This window comes from Saccharopolyspora indica (assembly GCF_027853965.1).
Lineage (GTDB): Bacteria > Actinomycetota > Actinomycetes > Mycobacteriales > Pseudonocardiaceae > Saccharopolyspora > Saccharopolyspora indica.
This window is the reverse complement of sequence record NZ_JAQGLB010000003.1, coordinates 14,115-36,929: the sequence shown is the minus strand read 5'-3', so window position 1 is coordinate 36,929 and position 22,815 is coordinate 14,115. Positions and strand designations below refer to the sequence as shown.

Sequence of the window (22,815 nt, the reverse complement as noted above, 5' to 3'; positions counted from 1 at the left end):
TCCTTTCAGGAGGCGAAGATCAGGCCGACGTCGCAGCGGGCGGGGCTGTGCTCGGCGAGGCGCGCTCGCAGGTTGTCCTCCCGCTGCGGTTCGTAGAGGTCGTGGAACACGCCGAGCTCGGAGCCGTCCTCGGCACCGCGCCGGATCTCGGCCGGGCAGTCGTCGGTCAGCCGCGCGTAGTCCGGCGTGCCGTAGCGGCGCGAGGCGAACACCGGGCGCACCGGGGCCAGGTCCGCCGGGCAGCGGTAGCGGCGGGGCGTGCGCGACCCGGGAGGTACGTAGGTGTGGCGCAGGCAGCCGATTCCGCGCCGCGCCACCCGGAACCGGCCGGTGACGATGCTGTTCTCGGCGATGCGCACCGCGTGGGCGTGCACCTCGCCGAAGAACGTGCTGCGGTGCGCGTGCAGCGTGGCGTGCGCGTGCCGGCAGTCGGGTGCCGACAGGGCGGGCAGCTCGCGGTCGGTGGCGTCGACGATGCTGTCGCGGATGTGGATCGGCAGCGGATCGGTGCTGACCTCGTCGCCGATCACCGAGATGGTGCCCAGCACGCAGCGGTCGACCTGCACGCACGCGGTGGTGCGTTCCAGCAGCAGGCTCGGTTCGGCGGGCCACTGCGGTTCGCAGTCGTCCTGCAGCGACCAGCCGGGCACCAGCGTGCAGTGCCGCAGCACCAGCGCTTCCAGCGGTCCGGTGACCCGGATGCCGCGGCCGGTGATGAGCAGTCCGTCCACGACGACCCGCGGCCGGTCGTCGGCGGCTTCCGCCGGGACCTGGATGGTCAGCGCGTCGGGGCGGTTGCTGTGGGTGTCGGGCAGCCGCAGCACCGGGCGGCAGCCCTCGGCGCCGCGGATCTGCAGCCGGTCGCCCGCGGTGAGCTCGAAGTCCAGCTGTTCCTGGTGGGTGCCGTTGTGCGCGATCTCGATGACGGCTTCGGGGCGGCGCGGTTCCTCGCGCCAGGCCCGGTAGGCGTCCATGATCAGCTCGTCGGGGCCGACCCGGTAGACCTTCGCCGCGGGCGGTGTTCCGGGCTCGCGCGGGTACTCGCCGCCGCCGAGCTCGGTGGAGAACGCGTGGTGGTAGGTCACCGACACGCCGAGGTGCGGGGCCTGGCGGGTGCTGAAGGCGATGCGACCCAGCACCGGGTCCACGGCCACTTGCCCGTAGCGCGGCCGGTAGCGCCAGTCGGAGAGGTCGGCGATCGCGATCCGCGACGGCGGTACCGGCCGGTCCGGCCCGTCGAGGTGCAGCGAGAAGCTCTTGCCCGGTCCGTAGTAGTCGGCCAGCCGGTCGGCCACCTGCTTGCGCCGCAACGGCGCGGGCACGTTGTCGATGGTGGCGACGTGGCTGGTCGACGGCTCCGGCACCGGCTTGGTCACCAGCGGGGTGTCGTTGCCCAGCACGGAGAACGTGTAGTGGCCGTGGGTGCGGTCGATGCAGTAGGCGGGCGCGTTGGTCACCGAGTACGGCTTGAGCCGCCATGCGAACACGCCCACACCGGCCGGGGTGAGGCCACCGGGGCGGTGGCGGGAGCCAGCGCGCCGGACGTCCGCGGTTCGGGCGATCTCGCTGAACGGCCCGTTCGCGAGGTCCAGCGCGGTGCCGTGGCGCACGTCCGCCAGCCCGCCGCGCGGCCGGACGTGCGGGCCCAGCAACCGGATCGGCTGCGAGTGCGCGACCAGCCGGGACAGCTCGACGGCTCGCGCGGGCCAGCCCGCGGTGTCGGCAGCCAGCTCCTCCAGCAGCGCGAGAGTGCCCTTGCGGCGCCGGTTTCCGGCGGTGGCGGCCACGTCCCGGCGCGGTGCCAGCGCCTCGGCCAGCCGCCGCCGCGCCTGCGCCGGATCGGCGCCGTCGCGCAGGCCCGCGGTGGACACCCGCTCGTAGCCCGGCAACCGGTCGTAGCCGACCAGGTCGCCGAGGTAGGGCAGCACCCACTCGGCGGCGGTCTCCACGAACCAGTCGTCGTACTGCTGCTCGATCGCCTCGCGCACCAGGTCCAGCTGCTCACCGACGATGCCGAGGAGCTCGCGCAGCGGCTCGCCCTGCTCGGCGTCGCGCATCCGGTGCCATTCCGGCAGCAGCCGCGCGAGCGCGTCCGGATCCCTGCTCATCGCTCCTCCGTGAGGGTCAGCGTGTCGGCGTCCAGCAGCGCCAGCTGCGCGGGCCGGATTCCGCGGTGCACGAACACCGTCCGCCCGGCCGGCAGCGGCCGGGTGTCGGTGATGTCGGGGTTGAGCCGCAGCAGATCGGCAGTGCTGATCCCGTGCCGCGCGGCGATGCTGGTCAACGTCTCGACCTCGCTGAGCCGGTACCGCTCCTCGACGTGCTCCGCGAGCCGGGCAGGCACCGTCGCAGCAACGGAATCTTCGGCGTGAAGGGCACCTTTCACCAACATACTTGGCGAAAGGTGCCCTTCACCTCTGCCCGTTCGAGTAGTGCGCGCACCACCCGAATCGCTCCTCACCCGAAGGAGATCGGCGTGAAGGGCACCTTTCGCCAGCTTAGTCGGCGAAAGGTGCCCTTCACCTCGTTCCAGGGCGGACGCGCCGAACACATCGACGTCCACATGGGACACTCCGGGTACCGTGTGGGCGGTGGCCAGTACCTCTGAGAGGTGGGCTGGAGTGCCGAGTTCTCTTCCGGGGTAGCCGAGTTCGGTCAGCAGGGCGCGGCGCAGGCGCGGGTGCACCCAGTCCCAGGAGTGGTCGGGGAGCAGCTTCACCTTCGCCTCGACGACCAGCCGCACCAGTTCCCGGGGCTCGACCCGGATCGGCAGGCGGGGGTCGCCGTACCGCAGCAGCGAAGCCCGCAATGAGCGCAGCAGGTCCGAGTCGGGGTCGATCGGGATGTCGTCGACACCGGCGACGGTCACGTGCAGCAGCTCGCGCCTGCCGTCGAACACCCGGCGGGCCGAGGCGCGGCCCACTCCGGCGCGGGAGCGGGAGAAGTCCTCGTAGTCCCGCAGCGACACCAGCCGGTCCAGGGCAGAGACCCCCAGCGGGACGGTGCGGCGGGTCTGGGCGGGCCCGTCGCCGTCCGCACCGCCGGTGGCGGGCAGCGGATTGGTCACGGCGGTGACGCCCAGCGGGCGGGTGACCGCCTGGGTGATGCGCTCCGCGCCGACGTTGGCGGCCTTGCCGGTGCCGAACCGGTAGCGCGCCCGCACGTTCTCGTGCCCGGTGGGCAGCCGCGCACCGTGCACCCCGTCGCCGAAGGTCACCGTGGTGCGCCCGTCGGCGGCGCTGCCGGTGACGTACACCCGCTCGTCCGGGCCGCGCCCGGCGAGGCTGTCCACCTCGTGCCAGCGCAGCCCGTCGACCCGCACCTCCAAGGTCGGGGTGGCGCCGAGCGGGTTGTTCGCGGGCAACCAGGTCAGCGGTGACTGCCACAGCGCGAAGCTCTGGTGGGTCTTCGCGGCATCACCGCTGCCGATGGGCTCATCGCGGCTCTCGCCGTGCGTGGCGGGCACGACGTTTCCGCGCACCACGACGGAATCCCGGCGGTAGCGGTGCTCGAGGTCGGTGGTCAGCGTCAGCGCGGTGTGCGGGTGATCGCCCGGCAGCTGCGGGTCCTGGATCGTCTCGACCTCGGCGATGACCACGGCCTCGGTGGCGTGCCCGGGCAGGTCGGCGCGCGGCCCGGACACGATCAACCGCCGCCCGGGTCGCAACGCGTCGTGCAGATCGGCGAGTTCGATCGCGTTGCCGTGCAGGTCCTCGTCGATCGGCTCGTCGGCAGGCCGCAGCGGCTCACCGGCGGCGTGCACCGTGGTATCCCGGATGTGCGAGAGCTGCGTGTCGTGCTCGTCCAGCCACGGATCGGCCAGCGTCAGCACCGTGCCGCGACCGGTGATGCCGTACCGCGCGTAGGACATCGTGCGCACCGCGATGACGTGCGTGACCACGAACGCCAACGCGCGATCGCCGGGCACTCCACCGGGTTTTCCCTTGGCCGGGCGCTCGATCACGATCCGGCTGCCCGCGGTGATCTCGTCGTGCACCCCGTCCAGCGGAAGCACGGTGCGGCCGTCGGTGGGGCTGGTGGACAGCGCGATCTCGACGGCGGCCGGTTCGCTCCCGGCGGTGTAGCGCACGGTGACCTGGTAGGGCCCGAACGGTGAGACCGCCTCCTCCTGCGGCGCCAGGTCCAGCTCCAGCGGCGCTCCGTTGTGGATGCTGACATGCACCGACTTCTGGTCGTCCGGGCGGGAGATGAACAGGCGGCACGAAGGGAGCTCGGGCAGCAGCCGCGCCTCCACGCCCGGCCGGGGCTGGCCGTTGCGCACGCCCAGCTTGCCGAGCGTCGTCTCCCTGCGGCTGGAGAGCTCGACGCGTCCGGGACCGAGGTCGAAGGAGACCTCCTCGGCGGGCAGCTGCTCGACGTGCTGCCACCCGCCACCGGACTCGGTGCGCTGGAACTCGGCGCGCACCAGCTCATTGCCCGCCGCGTCCATGGCGATGCGCACGCTGGTGAGCGTTCCGCCGGGCAGCGGCCAGTCGCTCTGCCGCACCACCCGGCCGTTGTCGTCCTGCACCGGCTGCAGCGGCGCGGTCGCGCCGAACGGCGTCGCGGTGACCTGCATGGCCAGCAGCTCGCCCAGCAGCTCCGGCGGAGCCTGCGGGGAGCCGGGCGGCCTGCTGGGCGACCGGGGCGGCAGCACCGCCACCGGTGCCAGGTCGGCGGCGCGGTCGCGCAACTCGGTGAGCACCGCGTGCAACCGGCCGAACCACTCGGCGACCTGCGGATGCGGATCGGCCAGCACCTCCGCCTCGGCCAACCGCTCCAGCGGTCCGGCGAGCCGCTGCGCGAACTGCGCGGGCGAGGTGATGCCCGGCAGCTCGGCGCGCAGCGGAGCCAGCACCTGGAGGTCGAACTCCTCGATCAGCCTGCTCACCGGGCGCGGGTTCGGGTGCTCCGGGCCGGGCTCGCCCGAAGCCGGGGTGATCCACTGGACGATCTCGGCCTGCAACTCGGCCAGCGTGGGTTTCGGGGACTGCGGCAGGGTGATCGCGGTGATGTCCTCGTCCCGGTCGACGCGCACGTCGCCGACCGGCAGCAGCAGCCGCGTGCGGCCGAAGTCGAACAGCAGCTTCTGCCCGGTGCGCAACGAAGTCGTGGTACCGGCCACGAACAGCTCCGAGCGCTGCTTCAGGTCCTCCGGGGTCAGCAGCGCGGGCCTGCGCCGCCGCACCCGCAGCCGGTTCCACGCCCAGTGCGCGGTGAGGTCCTCGCTGGTCTCGAAGGTCTGGGCGTCGTGCTCGGTCGCGCTGGGCACGCTGTTGCTGCGAGCACCGCGCGGGATCAGCACCGGGGTGTCCTCGCCGCGTGGATCCCGCTCGACGGTGTAGGCCACGTAGGTGTCGGCGGCGACGCCCGGCCTCGGCTTGTGCCCGACCAGCCTGCCCAGCAGCGCCAGGGAGCGTTCGTCGTCGGCGGTGCCCAGGTAGCCCTCGTCGGCGATCCGCTCGGAGTGGAAGGTCAGCAGATCCCCGAGCACGGCCGCCGCGTCCAGCAACCCGATGGTCGGATCGTCGGTCGTGCGCACGGTCAGCCCGCGCAGCGCCGGGTTCGCCGGGGAAGCCAGCCGGTCGAGCATCGCCGCCAGGAACGTGCCGTGCACGCCGACGCGGTAGTCCAGGGCTGCGCGGCCGGGTGGGTTGTGCGGCGGGGACGGGGCGTGGCGCTCGTCGTGACCGCCGCAACCGCAGGTGCAGCTCACCGTTCACCTCCGAAGTCCAGTGCGAGGACGCCGTTTTCCGGGTGCTCGGGATCGTTGTCGCAGCAGGCGATCTCCAGGCCGTGCACCCGCAGCAGGCCGTCGGCCAGCTCCCCGGCATCGCCGTGGAACAACCGCCGCAGCCGGGTGACGCGCGCATCGGTCACCCCGGGCACGGCGGTGGCCGCCGCGACCAGCCGGCTCACCCGCACCGGTTCGCCGAAGCTCAGCGCGTCCGGGTGGAAGAAGCCGTGCCTGCCGAACACCCGCCGCAGCTCGGCGATGATCTGCCCGCGCTGGTGCCCCGGCTCCGTGCACACCCGCAGCGCGAGGTCCAGCGGCACGCGCTGCGCGGGCCGCACGATCAGCTCGTGGCCGATGCGGCGGTAGCGCCGCAGGTGGTCGCCGACCTCGGCCAGGAGCCCGGGGGAGGGTTCGCCGCTGCCTTCGGCGTCGATCGCGACGTGCACCTGCTGCTGGCTGCCGGTCCAGCGCAGCTCCGCCGCGGCCCGCTGCACGCCGCGCAGCTCCCCGGCCACCGCCGCGTAGTCCTCGGCCGTCACCGCGCGCAGCCGGGTGCGCCGCAGGTCCAGCGGGGCGAGCTGGCGGACCTGCTCGACCGGCTCGGGCTCGGTGCCGCCGACGGCGGGCAGCGGGTTGCGCACCTGCACCGCGGGCAGCGGCCCGGACCGCACCACGAGCCGGTTGATCGCCTCCGCGCCGACGTTGCCCGCCTCGCCACCGCCGAGCCGGTAGCCGATCTCCAGGCGGGCTCCGGGTTTCGGCTCGGCCCCGTAGCGGCCGTCGCCGAAGCGCAGCACCAATCGCCCGTCGTCGTCGAGCTCGCCGACGAAGTGCCGGTCGCGCGGGCCGCTGCGGAGCAGGTCCCGGCGCGGCGTCCACACCTCGTCGCCATCGACGATGCGCACGGCGGGCAGCGCGGCCCGCGGATCCTGCACCACCGCGGTCGCCGGACCGTGCAGCACCGGCTCGGCCGGTTCGAGGCCTTCGGCGTAGCGCAGGCCCCAGCCGCAGGCGATCTCCCAGGCGATGTCGGGCCCGAGGACCGTGCCCGCCCGCGCCCGCGCGGTCAGCACGTCCAGACGACGTCGCTTGGCCACCAGCAGCTCGTCGCTGAGGTGCAGCAGCTCCCGCAGCACCGGCACCGGCCGCAGGCGCAACCGCTCGGCGAACCGGGAACCGAAAAGCGCTGCCAGCTCGTCGATCTCGTCCTCGTTGAGGCCGTCCTCGCGCGCGCTCCGCCACAGCTCGACCAGTCGCTGCTGCACCCGTCCGGGAATCCCCGCCAGCCGCGCGGCCTGCCCGGCCGCGATGTGCCCGGCGACGGGGAACGGCACCGCCTGCGCGACGGGGGAGCGCTGCAGGACCGGGCGGAACCGCGGCTTGATCCCCGGGTACACCGACTGGGCCAGCAGCCGCCGCAAGGCGTCGGCCTGCGCGTGGGTGGTCGCGGGCACGACCTGCTGGCGCCGCCGCCCGGCGTTCTCCAGCCCGATGCCGGCCCGCTCGGTCGCCGCGATGCCCAGCACCGCGTGCAGCTCCCGCACGTCCTTGACCGCCAGCGACCGGCGCCGCGTCTTGTCGATCAGCGCCCCGATGAGCTCGGCGGGCTCGTTGCCGTCGGTGCGGTCGTGGCAGCCGAAGCCCGGCTCGCACCTGGGCAGCACCGCGGGTTCCGGCGGCACGGTGGCGATCTCGGGGTTGTTCTGCGTGCGGCCGTGATCGACCAGCACCACGTTGCCGCGCGCCACGCTCACGTCCGGCACCGGGGAGCAGTCGAAACCACCCGCGGTGGACAGGCACAAGCCGAAGGTCAGCGCGTCCTCGCGCGCCCAGGTCACCTCCAGCACCGGCTGATCCAGCAGCTCGTCGACATCCGGTGTCACCGACGTCAGCCGCACGGCTTGGCGGTGCGCCGGATCGGCATCACCGGGCGTGCCGCTGCGCGCGCCCCGAACCTCCTCCAGCACCAGCAGATCACCGGGCCGCAGGTCCAGCGCACGGCCGTCACCCGTCCACTCGTCGCGCAACGTCGCCGCGGTCGCTCCCCGCGGCAACCGGCACAGCTCGTCGCCCCAGGTCCAGAACCGGATCTCGTTGTGCGCCCGGAGCAGCCGCAGCGGATCGCCGGACAGCGGCTCGAAGACCTCCACCGAGTCCTGCTCGTCGAGCAGGCCCAGCTCGCGCTCGTCGATGACCGGGCCCGGCTCCGGCGGGTCGTGCGGGCCGCGCGGCCCGGCGTCGATGGCGGCGAAGCGGAACGTGCCCGGCTCCAGCAGCAGGTCCTCCGCGGTGCCGACGACCACGAAGGCCCGCGCGTTGCACCCGTCGTGCATGGCGTAGTCGATCAGCCGCACGTGCCTGCGCACCGACACCCGGCGGCGCGCGGTGTCCAGGTAGGCCTCGGTGGCCACCGCGTCCTGCTGGTAGCTGAGCTGGTCACCGGCGTGGGCGAACAACTCGACCAGCGTCATCCCGAGATCGGGGGCCAGCCGCTCGGTCCAGGTAGGAGTGGTCAGCGCGAGCCGGTCCAGCAGCAGCTGCCGCAACGTGGAGTAGTCCCGCGCGGTGTAGTCGATCAGCGGCGCCGGCGGCTCCTCCGGCGGGCAGCCGGGCTCCTCGGCGCAGTCGAACGGGGTCGGCCCGCCGGGCCGGAAGGTGAACTCGGCGCTGAAGTACCGCTGGTCGAAACCGGGGTAGGGCTCGGTCCCCGGCCGCCCGTGCGGGTCGGCGCCGACGATGGACAGGCGGTAGCGCGCGGTGTCGCCGGTGCGGTCGAGGGTGACGCGCATCAGGTCGTCGAGCTCGGGATCCTCCTCCCGCTCGACCTCGACCCGCAGCACCTCGATGCCGGTGATCCGCCTGCCGCCGTCGATGCGCACGTTCTCCGGGCCCACCCCGTGCGGCGCCTTGCCGATGAAGGTGACCACCAGCGTGCGGCCGTCGTCGGCCGCTTCCACCGCGTCGACCCCGCCGAACCGGTGCTCCCGGACCTTCTCGCGCCTGCCGTCGGTGCCGCAGCGCAGCTCCGCATCGGTGCTCACACCGCACCACGCCCCTCGAACTCCTCGTCCCGGCGGCTGCCGGTGGCCCGCACCCGGTACTGCATCCGCACCCGCACGGTGTCCTCGTCGGCCACGATGTCCAGCGCCTCGACCTCGACGAGCTCACCGAGCCACCGCTGCACCGCGGCGTGCACCGACAGCTCCAGCGTCGCGGTGAGCTCCGGGCTGTTGGGCGCGAAGACCACGTCCAGCAGCCCGCACCCGAAGTCCGGGCGCATCACCCGCTCACCGGGATTGGTGAACAGCAGCTGCTCGACGAGATCCCGCACGTGCGCGTCGTGCCCGGACCGCGCGGTCCGCCCGCGCTGGTCGATGCGATAGGGGAAGGCGATGTCGGTGCGCTTCACCGGCAACCCACCTCCTGACCACCCGTGCGCGCCACCGGTCGGCCGCGCGGCAGCAGATCGGCCCCGAAGCACTGCCCGTCGGTGGAGTCCAGCAGCACCGGCACACCGTCGATCAGCACCGCGTCCCGCGGCGGGCTCCACCGCACCGTCAGGCACGGATCAGGCCGCCCGCGCGCGACGTTCGGGCACCCGCGCACCGCGAACACGTCCCCGGCGGTGCGCACCGGCTGCCCGTCGACGCGGACCGCCGCGGCAGCGGATGCGGTGACGACCAGCCCGCCGTGCGGGCAGTGCAGCGCGGTGGAGGCGTGGATGAAGTTCCCGCGTCCGGTCAAGGCTTCCCCCTATCGCCGTCTGGGCACGATCAGCCGCCCCTGGTTGATGTTGACCTCGTCGCCGGCGAGCTCGATGACCGCGCCCTGGCCGGTGCCGATGGTCACGCCCTTCTCGTCGATCTGGACGTAGGCGCCGTTGGGCGCGCGCAGCAGGATCCCGTCGCCGCCCGGCGCATCCGACATCAGCACCTTGTGGTTGCCCGGCGTCTGGATCACCACCGGCCGGTCGTCCTTCCGCGCATCGGGCGGCAGCTCGGCCCGGTCGCCGTACCAGCAGCCGGTCCAGATCGGGAAGCTCGGATCGCCCTGCTCGAACTCCACCCACACCCCGGCGCCGATCTCCGGCACCACGTACTGCCCGGCTTCGCGCCCGGTGAACGGCAGGCACGGCAGGGCCCACGTCGAGGTCAGGTCGCCGAGCACGTCGGGGACCTGCGCGGTGATGCGGCCGATGCCCAGCGGATCGGCGTTGTCCATCACGCGACCCCGGAACTTGCCGAGGAAGCGGCTGTTCGGTGCGTCGGCCATGCGTTCCTTCCTTGCCTAGGGGCGGACCCGGTCGCTGCCGGCCACCAGCCCTTCGCGGGAGAGCGTGAAGTTCTGCTGGTAGGAACCCACCCGGAGGTTGTGGGTGACGGACTTGACGTAGTAGTCGCCGTCGTAGGTCACGCCCGCCCCGCGCACCCCGACCAGCTCCCGGGGCCGCAGCACGTACCCGTGCCGGTTGACGTCGAGCTGCCCCGAGCCGGAGATGGCGTCGGCCGAGGTCGCGGCCCGCGCGAGCGCCTGCGCGCGGGCGCGCTCGGGATCCATCTTCGCGGTGCCGGGCAGCGCTTTCCGCTTGAGCGCGGGGGAGGCCCGACGGGCCAGCGGAGGCCGCAGCGGGCCGATGTCGGGATCGGGCAGCAGCGTGATGTCGCGGGTCGACGGGTCCTGCACGCGCGCTTCGGGCTGCTCCCGCGCGGTCCCGTCGTAGGCGAAGGTCAACTGGTCCACAGTGGAGTTCGCACCCATGTTGACGTTGAGCGCGTGCTGCCGCTGCCCGAGCCGCTTCTCCGGGCCCCAGTAGGCGGTGGAGCGGCCGGGCCGGGGCCCGGGTTCGAGGTAGAAGGTGTAGCCGTTGGCGTGCGCGAGGTCGTTGACGTACTGCAGATCGGTGCTGGACTGGTAGTCCACCCGCAGCTGCTCCTGCGGTGGCTGGTGGATCTGCTCGCCGACGATGCGCGGCTCGATGCCGTAATCGGCGTACTTCCGCAGGATCCGCTCGACGCGCTGCGAGGGCGCGAGGTTGGGATACCGGTCGGCGCGCTCTTCGAGGTCGAGCAGCAGCGTGAGATCCTCGCCGGTGATGGTCAGCGTCGACTGCCCCGGCTGGTTGCTGGAACCGACCTCGTTGCGCACGATCAACCCGTCGAGCAGCACGACCGGTGTGGCCCGGATCGAGATGGACACGATGATCCGGGTCTTCGGGTCGAAGAACCCCTCGGGCAGCAGCCGCTGGATGATCCGGCCCTTCTTGGTGAGGTCGAAGGCCAGCTGGAACCCGCTGCGCTCCCCGGCGGTGCTGGTGATCTGCGCCGACAGCAGCGCCGCGGTCACCTCCGGCGGCACCGGCCGGGCGAGCTTGGGCCCCATCCGGAGGCTCAGGTGAACCGGGCCCTGCCCGACGGGAACCTCAGACATGGTCGAACCCGTCCGGTATCGCGATGACCCGCCCCGCCTCGTCGGTCAGCTCCCGCGGGTCGAGCACGGGATTGGCATCGGCGATGCGCCACCACTGCCCGGGATCCCCGAAGTACCGCTGCGCCAGGTGATCCGGCCGCTCCCCGGCACTGACCACGTGCGCCTCGGCGTGCTCGTGGTCGAGCTCCGGCAGGAGGCGGCGCTTGACGTACCGGACCTCGGTCCCGTCGGTCTGCCGGTGCACGCCGATCTCGGCATCGTGGTACCGGCTGGTCCGCGGATACGGATGCGACCCGGGCACGGAATCCAGCGCACTCTCGAACGGCTCGATCACGCCCTACCTCCCCAATCCGATGTCCCGGTTCCCGAGCCTCATAGCCCCGAGCGACCCCTGCGCGGCCACCCCGGCCATCCGCTCCTTCTGAGCCAGGTGAGCCATGTACAGCTCGGCACCCCGATGCCCGGCGGGCAGATCGCTCACGGTCAGCAACTTCATCCCCAGGCTCAGACTGGCCCGGATGGGATTGAGGTTGACGTCGAAAGCGGACTCGTTCACCGACATCTCAGTTAGCTTCACCGGAACAACCCGCTTGCTGCCCCACGTGAACAGAGTGAGCGGCATCTCGATCGGACTGATCTCGATGGCCCCGTTCTTCGAAAGCCTCGTGGCCTCCCGCAACTTGGCGGTCGTCGGCTGCACGAGCATCTCCAGCGTGGCGAGCTGAGGATGAATCCCGTGCGGCGCAGCAACATCCAACTGATCGGTGGCATCCAGCTCAGCAGTGATCTTCCAAGTCTCCTGAGCAGGCCCCTTCAACCTCAGCGCCTCGTTCTTGTCCCCACCCCCACTACCCCCACCGCCACCATCCCCCTCACCTCCAGCAGCCTGAGGAGACACAGACCGCTCCAACGCATCAGGGTTGAACTGCAACACAATGATCCGCTGCGGCGTCCCCCGCTCAGGATCAACAACAACAATGCCGGAACGGATGGGCTTGGGGATGTCTGCGTACCGAGTCATTTGGCATCCAATCGTTGCGGTGGTCGAAGTATTTTAAAGATCCATTTAGGTTTCACGCAGATAGTAAACAGGGCTGCTGGAGAAGTGGACTTTCCGCGCTATTAGTGTGTCGATTAGTTCGCCGTTCCAGATTAAGATTGATGGACAGTGGAAGACCTGCTCTCGGTGCTGATATCGGGTGGCCCAGGCTAATCCGTGAGAGGAGATCGCTTTAGCATTTTGGTCCGTTAGGTACTCGCGTCCATCGTGGGACAACACCCATTTGTCACCCGCCCTTGGCCATTTCCGGAAAAGCGTTCTTATCCTTATTGGGTCAGGCAGCTTTGCTGCATGTGAAAGAAATGAGAATCCCTCTCTTGCGTGTGGCGTCCACTGTGTATCGGTCGTTAGTTCGGCGATCGCCTCTATGAGATCTCGATTGGCTATGATGTTGCCGTCTTCGGCGTAGGTTAACTGCGGGCCGGGAGGTAGCTCGTCGAGCTCTCTTTCTGGCACGGGGCACAGGTAGGCGGCTTGCTCTGCTCTGGGGTGAATATCGTCTTGAGGGGCTAGATCGAATACTTGGAATTCATACTTTCGATTGGCCAGTGCCTCGACTGCGGCGTCGATTTTGCCGGGTGGGAGTGACCATGTTTCGGGACTACGTTCGACCAGAATTGATCCCATGTTGATTAACTCTGATCGAGTGTTCTCGTCAATGTTTGTGGTTACCGTAATGGTCCCCAACGTGTTTACCCTCCTTCGATATCGGTGCCTATGAAAGTTTAAGGAACGGTCCGCGCCCCTGGTCTTCCTTCTTGAGTGGTAGCGGATTCTTGCCGAGTACCTCTTCCATGCATCTAATGGACCAGTCCATTTTTTCGCGGAACCCAGCTCCTGCCAGGAATTGGTGGACCGGTTTTCCGTTGGTGGAGGGGAGATAGTGTTTTGATGTTTTCCGAGGATTTCCGCGTGGTTGTTCCTTGTCCATCCAAGTGTTGAAGTCTTGGTTCGCGTTGGCCGAGGTAAGTACCAGGTTGAGCATGTGGTGCGGCCCGTTTAGTCGTTGCTCGATGATGTGATGCCACTGAGGCTTGAGTGGCTTTCCCTCCTTTGAGTAGCTTATCGGGTTGTCGGGATTGGTGAAACCTGCTGTCATGCGGTAGTTCAGCGTTTGTCGGGCGTTGTTGTATTCGCTCCAGAGATTTCTGTGTCGTATATTTTCAAATTCTTGGCCGATCTTGAACACCTTGGGATTGAAGTACTTCTTCTCCCAGCGGGTATTTACGTCCTTGATCGGAACTCTGAATTCGTTCTTTCCTTTTGGTCCATGGCCGTAGAAGTCGAAGCTGTGCTGATGTCCTCCTCTTCGTATAACGCGCGTGATCTCACCGGTGTACCATTGTCCCTTTTGGGCTCGGCCGGTCCATTCTTCCTGTACCACATCCTTGGGTTTCGGTTCCCCCGGCGGGATGCTGTAGACGTCACGCTCGGAGTTCGGTTCGGTGTACTCGCCGGGGATCACTGGACGCGACGGGTTTAAGGTTGCCATTACAGTGAATGGATCGCCGCCGATGGGCCTGAGGCTGGTGAGGCGGTATCGGACTCTCAGCGTTGTGAGAAGTTCGTTGAACAATGATTGACGAACGCCGCGACTCATGACTCGGTACAGTTTTGGACGGATTCGTGCCACTATCCGGGCAAGTTGATCGTCCTTGGACTGCTCTGACTCTTCCTCCTCTTTGCGCTTTTTCTTCTTCTCCTTCTTGGCTTGTGGTGAATTCTTATCGTCCTTGCGCTTCGGCTTCCTGCTGTCAGAACCGGAGTCCTTGTGCTTGTCGCGTCGGCCGCCGTCGTCCTTGCGCTTACCCGGGCCGTCTTTGTCCTTTTTATCGTCCTTGCGCTTGTTGGAGTCGTCGTCCTTGTCCTTGCGCTGGGAGCCGTCCTCGTCTCGGCGGCGAGTGGAATCGGAGTCGTCGCCCTTGCGGTTGGTGGTGTCCTTGTCGTCCTTCTTGGTTCCGGTGTCGTCGCCCTTGGGCTTCTGCTTGTCGTCGTCCTTCTTCTGGTCCTTCTTGGTGTCGGTGTCTTCGCGGGGTTTTCGGGGTGGGTCTGCTTTGGGCTTGGGCTTGGGCTTGGCGGAGGGGGTTGGCTTGGTGTCGGGCTTGTCCTCGTCCTTCTTGCCCTTGGGGTTGCCGTCCTTGTCCTTGGCGGAGGGGGAGTCGTCTCGGTCGGTGGGCTTGCGGTCTCGGGAGTCCGGGTTGTCCTTGTCCGGGCGTTGGTCCCGGTCCTTGGGGTCCTTGTCCGGGCGGTCTCGGTCGTTGTCCTCGCGGCGCCGGCGGTCTTGGTCGGATTCCGTTCTGCCGCGGTGGTTGCGGTCGGGCTTCGGGGCGTCTCGGTCCGGGCCGGGTTTGCCGCCCGGTTTGTTGGCCGCTTGGCGGGCCGCTGAGCTGGGGGAGACGCGGTCGTCCTGGCGCTCGCGGTCCTTCTCGTCGCGGCCGTTGTCGCGGCGGCCGGTGTCGTTGCGGCGTTGGTCGTTGCGGCGGCCGGGACGCTCGTTTCGCCGGTTGGTTCCGGGGCGCGCGTTGGGGCGGTCGGGGCCGCGGCTGCCTTCGCCGGGACGGGTGTTGCGCGGGCCCGGGGTGTCCTTGCGCTGGCCGGGGCGGCCTCCGGGGCGTGGGTCTTCGTCGTCGGCGCCCTGGCCCGGCTTCTTCTTGCGGCCCTTGGTGGCCATTCGCTTGGCGATGTCCTTCAGGCGGCTGCCGACCTTGCCGACGTACTTGCCGATGCCGGAGAGCAGGAACTCGTAGGCCAGCTCCAGCAGGGCCACCACACCGGCCGCCACTGCCTTGGCGAACAGGACGCCCGCGCCGCCCTTGCGCACCGATCTCAGCCAGGTCAGGACCGCGCCGAACGCGCGGAGGATCTCGCCGAGCGCGCCGATCGCCGTCTTGATCGCGTCGATGACCGCCATCACCCAGCCAGCGCCGGGGATGAGCTTGGCGATGACCTTGGTGATCAGGACCTCGCCGAGGATGAGCGGCAGCTGGGGGACGACGGCGTCCCAGACCTGCTTGACGATCCACTCCAGCGTCAGGCCGCCCTTGATCAGCTTGTTGATGATCTCCTTGGGCAGGCCGATGATCTCCTCGATCTTCTGCTGGAACCAGGTCTTGACCGCGTTCTTGACCTCGCGGAAGAAGTGGTTCTTCGCGCCGTCCTCGGCGGAGCTCTTCGCGCCGCTGAGCCAGCCGCCCGGGTCGCTGAGGAAGTCGGCGGCGATCATCATGAACTGGCCCAGGCCGCTGAGCAGCTTCGACGCGAAGTCCAGGACCGCCTTGATCGCGTCCTTGACCGCCTGGACCATCGCCTCCAGCGCCTTCTTCAGGATGCTGAGGATGTCGTTGAGCAGCTTCGCGATCGCTTCCAGCAGGTCCTTGATCAGCTGCTTGAGGGCCTCGGCTAGCTTGGTCACCAGCGCGATGGCGGCCTCGATCAGGTCCGTGATGAACTTGCGGATCTCGTTGGCCAGGTCGATGATCGCCTGCACCAGGGCCTTGGCCAGCTCGACCAGTTCCTCGACGAGCTTCTTGATCAGGCCGATGATCGTCTCGCGGATCTCGTTGATCAGCGCTTCGATGTCGAACTTGAAGTTCTCGACGAACTCGATGATCTTCTCGCGCGCGTTGCGGAGGATCTCGATGATCTTGTCGCGCAGCTCGATGAACTTCTGCTTGATGTACTCGAAGGCCTTCTCGACCCAGTTGCCCGCCTGGTTCTCGGTCTCGTTGCGCTTGGTCTTGGCCTCGCCCTCGGCGTCGCGCCCCTTCTGGCGGATCTTGCCGTTGTCCTCCTCCTTGCGCTCCTCGGCCTTCTTGTCGGTGTCCTTCTCCTGCTTGTCGACGTCCTTCTCGGCCTGTTCGCGCTTCTCGGACTTCTTCGTGCCGAGCTTCTTGAGCTCGGCGTCCTGATCGTCGCGCCAGCGCTGCCGCTCGCCGGTGACGTCGTCGAGCGTCGTCTGCCGCTGCCCGGACTGCTCCTTGGTGTTCTTCTGGACCTCTCGATCCACCGACTGCCGGTGCTTCTCCTTGGACTTCTGGGAGTCGGCCTCCTTCTTGCGCTTGGCCTCGGCCAGGCTCTGCTCGCCCTTGCTGAAGGAGGACTTGAACTCCTTGCCGCGCTCGTGCTCGGCGACCTCCGAGGCCGCCTCCTCGGGCACCGCGCCGGTGTTCGCCCCACCATCCGGACCGCCGCCCTTGCCGCGCTCGCGCTCCGGCACCTTCCCGCGCAGCTCTTCCTTGGGGGCCTTGGGGTAGACCTGGTCCTCGCCCATGCGGCGCTCGGTGTCGTCGCGGCCGGTCTCGGCGGTCTCCTCGCCCTTGGTGTCGACGGATTCGTTCTGCTCGCGGGACTTCTCGCCGGCATCGCCCTTCATCTCCACGCCCGGCGCGGTGCCTGCCTGAGCCTCCTTGAGGGCTTCGTCCTGGGTCGGCATGCCGGCGAACTTGGCCGCGAGGTCCTCGGGCTTGACGTCGGAGTCGAACCAGCTGGCGACCGTCCCGACCACGTAACCGAGGCCCATCAGGAAGGTGTCCCAGCCGTCGGGTTCCTCCACCTCCTCGGCGGGGATCTTGCCCTCCGGCTTCTTCTGGTCCTTGACCTCGGCGTCCTTCTTCTCCGGCGCGTCGGCCTTCTCCGCGGGGGAGGTCGAGTAGTCGGCGGGGGCGTCGGCCTTCGGTTCGCCGTCGAGGGTCTGCGGGGCACCGGAGGGCCGTTGCATGGCGGGCGGGGCGGAGGAAAGCTTCTTGTGCTCGTCACCGACGGAGCGGTCCGCGGCGCTGTTGACGCCGTTCATCGCCTTCATCGCCTGGTGCGGCTTGAGACCGGATGCCGTGCGCAAGCCCGCCTCCGGAGAGGCCTGGGCCAGGTTGGGCACGGCCTGGCTCTTCTTGCCCTTCGGCGCGGGTTTGGCGCCGCCGCCTCCGGTGCTGCCCCGGCCGCCGCCGCGCGGTGCCGCAGGAGCGGGACCGGACTTGGACGGCGCCGACTCAGCGGCTGCCTCCTGCTTCTCCGGTCTGGTGGGCTCCTCGGCCTTCTGCGGAGCCTCGGGTTTCGGGGCTTTGGACTTCGGGGCGGGTGCCTTCGGTGAGGGACTCTCCGTGCGCGCGGGTTCTTCGGTCGGCTTGGGCGGCGCTTCGGCCTGCGGCTTCGGGGACTCCGGCTCGGACTTGCCGGACTCCTCGGTCGGCTTCGAACTCTCCCCACCGCCCGGTTGCTCGCCCTGACCTCCCGAATCCTTGGAATCGCCGGGAGCTCCGGAGTCGGTCTTGTCCTGCGCACCGGACTCGCCGCCGCTCTTGTCCTGGCCCTGCTCGCCGTCCTTGTCCTGCTGCCCGGCCTCAGGGCCCTTGCCCTGTTCTTGCTTCCCGGACTCGCCGCCCTTGTCAGCCGAGTCCTTCTTCTCGCCGGACTCCTTCTTCTCGCGGCCGCCTTCGCCGGGCTTCTCCTTCTCCTGCTTGGCGGCGGATTCCTTGACCGCACCACCGGCCGCGTCCTTGTCGCCCTCGGCCTTGCCCGCTGCGTCCTGGGCGGTGCGCTGGGCTTCCGCCGGGCCCTTCTCCTGGTCCTCGGCCGCCTTCGGATCCGCGGGCTGCTTGCCCTTGGCCGATCCGGGGTCGGTGGCCTTCTCGGTGGCGAGGTCGGCGAGGCTCGCCGCTCCGGGGCCGCCTTCGGTCTCCACCGCGGGATCGGACTCCAGCGGCGGCCCGGTCTCCTCCTCAGGTTCGGCTTCGGCCGCCTCGTCCTCGGCGTCCTCGGCATCGCGCTCGGCTTGCACCTGGTCGGCCTTCGTGGGCGGGGGAGCGGGGAAGGACGGCATCGCGCCGCTGCCCGACGCACCCGGTTCCGCCTTGTCAGCCGTGGGCACCCCGGAGACGTCCAGGTCCTCCTCGGGGAGGAAGTCCTCGGGCTGCAGCTTGACGTCCCAGGCGCTTTCCTCGCCGCCGCCGACCTCGACCTCCGAGTCACCGCCTGCCGGAGGCGAGACGGGCTTCTCCTGGGGACCTTCGGCGTCCTGGTTGCGCGTGCCCTCCAGCTCGCTGACCGCTCCGGGCTGCGGTTCGGCCTTGCCCGCGACCTTCGGTGAGCCGTTGTCCTGCGGCTTCTCCTCCTTGTCGGGCAACGGCTCCGCCGTACCCGGCTGCTCCTTCTTCTCCTCCGCCTTCTGCTCGTCCTGCTCCTGCTCGGCGCCGTCCTTCGCCTCGCCACCGGCTTCGTCCTTCTTACCGTCCGAGTCCTCCTTCTCCCCGGACTCGCCCTTCTTCTCCCCGGGGCCGCCTTCCTTCTCGCCTTTCTCGGCCCCCGCCCCGGACTTCTCCTCGGCGCCCTTCTCGCCAGGGCCGGACCGCTCCTCGGACTTGTCCTCCGAAGCGGATTCCCCGGTCTGCTCGGATTCCTCCGATTCCGGCGCCTCGGGATCCTGACCAGCGGATTCGGTCTCGCCCGCGCCGGGTTCAGCGGGTCCGGCGTTCTCGGGCGTGCTGCCGTCGGCTCCCGGGGCTTCGCCCTGCTCCTTGTCCGGCCCGGCAGCTTGGGCGGGCTCGTCCTCGTGCTCCTGCTGGTCGGCCGACTCCTGCTGTTGGGTCTCGCGCTCCAACCGCAGGTCGGCCTCGGCGTCGGGCTCGACCTCCGGGGCGGACAGGGCGCTGCGCTCGACGTTGTCGTCGGCCTCGATCTCCTCGACGAGGTCGAGCACGCGCTCCTGCTCCGAGCTGAGGAGCCTGCTCTCCAGCCGGTCCAGCACGGATTCGCGCAGCTCGGGCGACATGCGGGCCAGCTGCTTGCGGGTGCGCTTGGAGCGGTCCTCCGGGTCACCGCGCAGCGACCGGACCAGGCCGTTGACCAGCCGGTCCACGAACGTCGCCGGGTCCACGACCTCCATCCGCGTCCGGTCGGCGTCGACCTTGGCGTAGCGGAGCCAGCCCGGGGTCTGCGCGGCCCGGACCTCCGGGTTCCGCTCCCGGGCACCGGATTCGGCCTCGCGCTCGATCGCCTGCTGCGGCAGGCTCACCGCGCCGAGGTCGCGGCCCGCGCGAAGGGCGCCGAGGCCGTTGGGGTTCTGCACGGTGTGCAGGAGCTCGTGGGCCAGGAGGCGCTCGCCGTCCGCGGTGCCGGGGCGGAACTTTCCGGGGCTGAACAGGATGTCCTGGCCGATCGCGACCGCGTCCGCGCCGAGCATGTCGGCCAGCTCGCCCGCCTCGCGGTCGGTGTGCAGGCGGACCCGGCTGAAGTCGTGGCCGAGGCGTTCCTCCAGCTCCCGGCGAGTGCTGTGGTCCAGCGGCTGACCCGCGCCGCTGACGATCTCCTTGGGTTCGGGCGCGCGGTTCTTCGGTTTGCGATCCTTGCGCTTGCGCCGCTTGGCGTCCTGCGACGAGCGCGATCGGTGCGCCGGAACCGGAGAGCTCACGCCGAACGCCCCCTCCCGGCCAGACCCGCGTGCACCGCGCGCGCCAACGCCTCGCCCAAGCGGGCGGGAGAGGAGGTGACCGGCAGCTCGGGCAGCTCCGTCACCTCGTCGAACCGCCGGGCACCGTCGGCGGCCACGGGCACCCCGCGTTCGCGCACCAGGCGGGTCAGCTCCGCTCGGAAGGCCGCCGCCACCCGGTCCGGGTCGACCCGGTCGAAGCCGTCGAGCACCAGCTCGCCGACGGTGATCCGCACATCCCGGTTCACACCCATCCCTGCACCTCCGAAGGCGTCAGGGAACGCTCCAGCTTGAGGTACTCGGTGTGCGCGGCGGCCAGCATGTGCCGCATCTGCAGCCGCTCGCCCTCCTCGGCGGCCAGGAAAGCACCGGACAGCGCGATGTTGCGGATCGACCCGCCCGCCACGGTCAGCTGCGCCAGCAGAGCCGGTTCGAGGTCCTTGACCGGCGCCTGCTCCGGCACCACCCGCCGCCAGATCTCGGCGCGCTCGCGCTCGCTCGGGAACGGGAAGTCCACCACGAACCGGATGCGGCGCAGGAACGCCGTGTCCAGCGCCTTCTTCATGTTGGTGGTCAGGATCGCCAGGCCCCGGTAGGCCTCCATGCGCATCAGCAGGTAGCTGACCTCCAGGTTGGCGTAGCGGTCGTGGCTGTCCTTGACCTCGCTGCGCTTGCCGAACAGCGCATCGGCCTCGTCGAACAGCAGCAGCGCGCCACCGCGCTCGGCGGCGTCGAAGACCTTGCGCAGGTTCTTCTCGGTCTCGCCGATGTACTTGCTGACCACCTGGGACAGATCGATGATGAACAGGTCCAGGCCCAGCTCGCGGGCCATCACCTCGGCCGCGAGGGTCTTGCCGGTGCCGGAACCGCCCGCGAACAGGGCGGTGACGCCGAGCCCCCGCCGCAGCGTGCCGGAGAAGCCCCACTCGTGGTGCACGGTGGCCCGCTGCCGGACGTGCGCGACGATCTCCCGCAGCACCCGCATCTGCCGCTCCGGCAGCACCAGATCGCCCCAGCCCGCCTCGGGTTCGATGCGCCTGCCCAGCTCGTCGAGCCCCATCCGCGCCTCGTTGAGCCCGGCCTGCCACGCCAGCCCGACCGCGTCGTCACCGGAGGCGTCCCGGCGCACGGCGGCAGCGGCGGAGGAGACCACGTGCGGCGGCAGCGAGAACTGCGAGACCAGGTTGGCGATGTCGGCGTCGGACACGTCCGGCACCTCGGCGAAGGCGTCCCGCCACAGCTGGAGCTGCTCGTCGTTGTCCAGCGCCGGGACCAGCACCCGCTCGGCCCGGGACCGGCTGCTCGGGCGCGGCTCGGCACTGGCGACGACCAGCGGAACCGCGGTCGACTCCAGGAACGCCTCGATCGCCGAGGCCTGCTCCCGGTCCGGTTCGCCGACCTCCAGCAGCAGCGCGGCGGGCAGCAGCACCGCTTCGCGCTGCCACAACCGGGCCAGCTGATCGCGCTCGGCCGGATCGGTCGGCACGTCCGTCCCGTCCATCGCGTACAGGGCCAGGTCGCAGCCGGCGGCGGCCGCGGTGACGATGTCGCTGCGAGTTCGCTCGTCGCCGCCGACCAGCTCCACCCGCAGCGGTGCGTCCGAGCGGCCGTCGGCCCAGCTCATCGCCACGCGCTCGGCGGCCGCTCCGTAGGACGGCGGCAGGGAGTCCGGCACCGGGGCCCGCCGCAGCAGCCCGTGCAGCCTGACGTCCAGGTAGGGCGCGCCGAGCAGGAAGTGCAGGATGCGCTCGTCGATGCGCAGCCTGCCGGTGGTCAGCCCGGATTCCTCGTCGAGCTCCACCAGCCGCCAGCGGCGCAGCGGCGAGACCGGGGCGAGCGCGCTCCAGTGCGGCTCGGTCAGCGCGGCCAGGGCGAGCGAGAACGTCGGGAACGCGCGCGTAGATCCGCTGGCCGCCGCGCACCGGCCAGCCGTGGTCGCGTCCATCTCCATCGCCGCGCACAGCAGCAGGACCTCGCGCTCGAACGTGCTGAGCCCGAAGCAGGAAGCCAGCGCTTCGAGCGCGTCGGGGCAGGGCAACGCGGTGTCGGGGTCGACGCCTTCCACGTGCTCGTCCAAGCGCGCGAGCACCGCGCGCACCGCATCCGCGGGTGATGCGGCGTTCTCCTCGGTCATCCGGACCCCCCTCGCCTACCAGCCTCCGGATCGGAATCCGATGTGGACTTTCGTGGGGCGGTCTTCCGCTGCGTCGACGTGGTGCGGGTCCGCCGCGGCTTCGGGGTGGGCTCGGTGGGCTCCGGCTCCGCGGATGTGGGTTCGGCGGATTCGGACCTCGCGGGTTCCGATCCACCGGGTTCCGGCGCTGGGACGTCGGGCGGGATGACTTCGACGGTGGTGTTGAGCTGCTCGACCGGCTTGGCGGGTTCCGGCTGCTCCCGGCCCTCGATGAACACCAGCGAACCCTGGTAGGTCACCGACACCGTGTAGGGCGTCTGGTGCAGCATCCCCCAGAGCTTCGAGGTCTCGTCGACGTCCATCTGGATCGGCGTGAACCGCACCTTCTGAGCCGACCCGGCCAGATCGCTGCCGACCAGGTGGGGCTTCTCGGCGGCCTGCTCGATGAGCTCGGCGGGCAGCACCGGGATCTCCTGCAGCGTGCGCACCACGCACCCGATCAGCCGCTGCCCGACCAGCTCGGTCTCCTCGCCGTACGCGCTGATCAGGTAGTTGAGGTCCAGCGCCGCGGTCGGCCGGGCCCGCAACCGGCCGTCCGGCGCCCGGCTCGGCAGGTCGGTGTTGCGCATCGACGGGTTCGGCGCGACCTGGTAGAGGAACACGGTGATCGTCGGATCGGTCGGCGGGTCGGCCGGTGGCTTGCGGGTCTCCACGGAGACCGCCATGTCGATCTCGGGCCGCAGGTTGTTCTCGATCAGCAGCGCGAGAGCCTGCGTAACAGTGGCGATGGCGAGCCCATTGCTCATGCTCCCCCGCCTCCCCGGAATTTTTCAGTGGTGGTGGCGTCCTGAGCTATCTCGCGTTCCGGGGTTTCTTGTGGCTGGGTTGCGTCACGGTCCCCTGAGGTCGCGTTGGGGAGCACTTGCGTTGCGATGAGGGTGCTCATGACTTCGCTCGCTCACTGAGGTAGTCGGTGAGAGTCACCACCGGGGCTTGGCGCTGATGGCGTTGCGGCTGGGTGCTTTGCTGGGGGCGTG

General features: G+C 70.0%; 14 protein-coding genes. All 14 read right to left on the bottom strand.

Annotated elements, in window-relative coordinates; translation table 11 throughout:
• Positions 1–5: 5 nt before the first annotated feature.
• The 14 genes from OU416_RS07575 to OU416_RS07510 are packed head-to-tail and all read right to left on the bottom strand — an operon-like array spanning position 6 to position 22,584.
• Positions 6–2,108 carry a hypothetical protein gene (locus OU416_RS07575; RefSeq protein ID WP_270926123.1) on the bottom strand — a complete coding sequence of 701 codons (2,103 nt, stop codon included), beginning with the start codon at positions 2,106–2,108 and terminating at the stop codon, positions 6–8.
• Positions 2,105–5,716, bottom strand: a complete 3,612-nt coding sequence (locus OU416_RS07570; RefSeq protein WP_270926122.1) for a putative baseplate assembly protein — start codon at positions 5,714–5,716, stop codon at positions 2,105–2,107. Before OU416_RS07570 ends, OU416_RS07575 begins: the two co-directional genes overlap by 4 nt.
• A complete protein-coding gene (locus tag OU416_RS07565) occupies positions 5,713–8,778 on the bottom strand; it encodes a putative baseplate assembly protein (RefSeq protein WP_270926121.1) in 3,066 nt (1,021 codons plus the stop codon). The genes OU416_RS07570 and OU416_RS07565 overlap by 4 nt, the downstream gene beginning before the upstream one ends.
• On the bottom strand, positions 8,775–9,146 hold the full coding sequence (locus OU416_RS07560; RefSeq protein WP_270926120.1) for a GPW/gp25 family protein: 372 nt from the start codon (positions 9,144–9,146) through the stop codon (positions 8,775–8,777). The genes OU416_RS07565 and OU416_RS07560 overlap by 4 nt, the downstream gene beginning before the upstream one ends.
• Positions 9,143–9,481: a hypothetical protein gene (locus OU416_RS07555; RefSeq protein WP_270926119.1), complete on the bottom strand. Its 339-nt coding sequence runs from the start codon at positions 9,479–9,481 to the stop codon at positions 9,143–9,145. Before OU416_RS07555 ends, OU416_RS07560 begins: the two co-directional genes overlap by 4 nt.
• A gap of 9 nt (positions 9,482–9,490) precedes the next feature.
• Positions 9,491–10,009 (bottom strand): phage baseplate assembly protein V, encoded by a 519-nt coding sequence (locus tag OU416_RS07550; protein ID WP_270926118.1) that lies wholly within the window; start codon positions 10,007–10,009, stop codon positions 9,491–9,493.
• Between the two features lie 15 nt (positions 10,010–10,024).
• A complete protein-coding gene (locus OU416_RS07545; protein WP_270926117.1) occupies positions 10,025–11,164 on the bottom strand; it encodes a hypothetical protein in 1,140 nt (379 codons plus the stop codon).
• The gene (locus OU416_RS07540; protein ID WP_270926116.1) at positions 11,157–11,498 is read right to left on the bottom strand and encodes a LysM domain-containing protein; all 342 of its coding nucleotides are present in this window, start codon (positions 11,496–11,498) and stop codon (positions 11,157–11,159) included. Before OU416_RS07540 ends, OU416_RS07545 begins: the two co-directional genes overlap by 8 nt.
• Before the next feature lie 3 nt (positions 11,499–11,501).
• On the bottom strand, positions 11,502–12,185 hold the full coding sequence (locus tag OU416_RS07535) for a hypothetical protein (protein ID WP_270926115.1): 684 nt from the start codon (positions 12,183–12,185) through the stop codon (positions 11,502–11,504).
• Between the two features lie 45 nt (positions 12,186–12,230).
• Complete coding sequence (locus OU416_RS07530; protein WP_270926114.1) at positions 12,231–12,911, bottom strand: hypothetical protein; 681 nt, start codon at positions 12,909–12,911, stop codon at positions 12,231–12,233.
• 28 nt (positions 12,912–12,939) lie between these two features.
• Positions 12,940–19,626, bottom strand: a complete 6,687-nt coding sequence (locus tag OU416_RS07525) for an eCIS core domain-containing protein (protein WP_270926113.1) — start codon at positions 19,624–19,626, stop codon at positions 12,940–12,942.
• The gene (locus OU416_RS07520; RefSeq protein ID WP_270926112.1) at positions 19,623–19,898 is read right to left on the bottom strand and encodes a hypothetical protein; all 276 of its coding nucleotides are present in this window, start codon (positions 19,896–19,898) and stop codon (positions 19,623–19,625) included. The genes OU416_RS07525 and OU416_RS07520 overlap by 4 nt, the downstream gene beginning before the upstream one ends.
• Positions 19,889–21,778, bottom strand: coding sequence for an ATP-binding protein (locus OU416_RS07515; protein WP_270926111.1), 1,890 nt, complete (start codon positions 21,776–21,778; stop codon positions 19,889–19,891). The genes OU416_RS07520 and OU416_RS07515 overlap by 10 nt, the downstream gene beginning before the upstream one ends.
• Positions 21,775–22,584 carry a DUF4255 domain-containing protein gene (locus OU416_RS07510; protein WP_270926110.1) on the bottom strand — a complete coding sequence of 270 codons (810 nt, stop codon included), beginning with the start codon at positions 22,582–22,584 and terminating at the stop codon, positions 21,775–21,777. Before OU416_RS07510 ends, OU416_RS07515 begins: the two co-directional genes overlap by 4 nt.
• Between the last annotated feature and the right edge of the window lie 231 nt (positions 22,585–22,815).

What these genes read in the sequence shown, in the direction of transcription:
- OU416_RS07575 (WP_270926123.1), bottom strand. Translation starts at nt 2,108, where the DNA reads ATGAGCAGGGATCCGGACGCGCTCGCGCGGCTGCTGCCGGAATGGCAC.
- OU416_RS07550 (WP_270926118.1), bottom strand. Translation starts at nt 10,009, where the DNA reads ATGGCCGACGCACCGAACAGCCGCTTCCTCGGCAAGTTCCGGGGTCGC.
- OU416_RS07545 (WP_270926117.1), bottom strand. Translation starts at nt 11,164, where the DNA reads ATGTCTGAGGTTCCCGTCGGGCAGGGCCCGGTTCACCTGAGCCTCCGG.
- OU416_RS07535 (WP_270926115.1), bottom strand. Translation starts at nt 12,185, where the DNA reads ATGACTCGGTACGCAGACATCCCCAAGCCCATCCGTTCCGGCATTGTT.
- OU416_RS07520 (WP_270926112.1), bottom strand. Translation starts at nt 19,898, where the DNA reads ATGGGTGTGAACCGGGATGTGCGGATCACCGTCGGCGAGCTGGTGCTC.
- OU416_RS07515 (WP_270926111.1), bottom strand. Translation starts at nt 21,778, where the DNA reads ATGACCGAGGAGAACGCCGCATCACCCGCGGATGCGGTGCGCGCGGTG.
- OU416_RS07510 (WP_270926110.1), bottom strand. Translation starts at nt 22,584, where the DNA reads ATGAGCAATGGGCTCGCCATCGCCACTGTTACGCAGGCTCTCGCGCTG.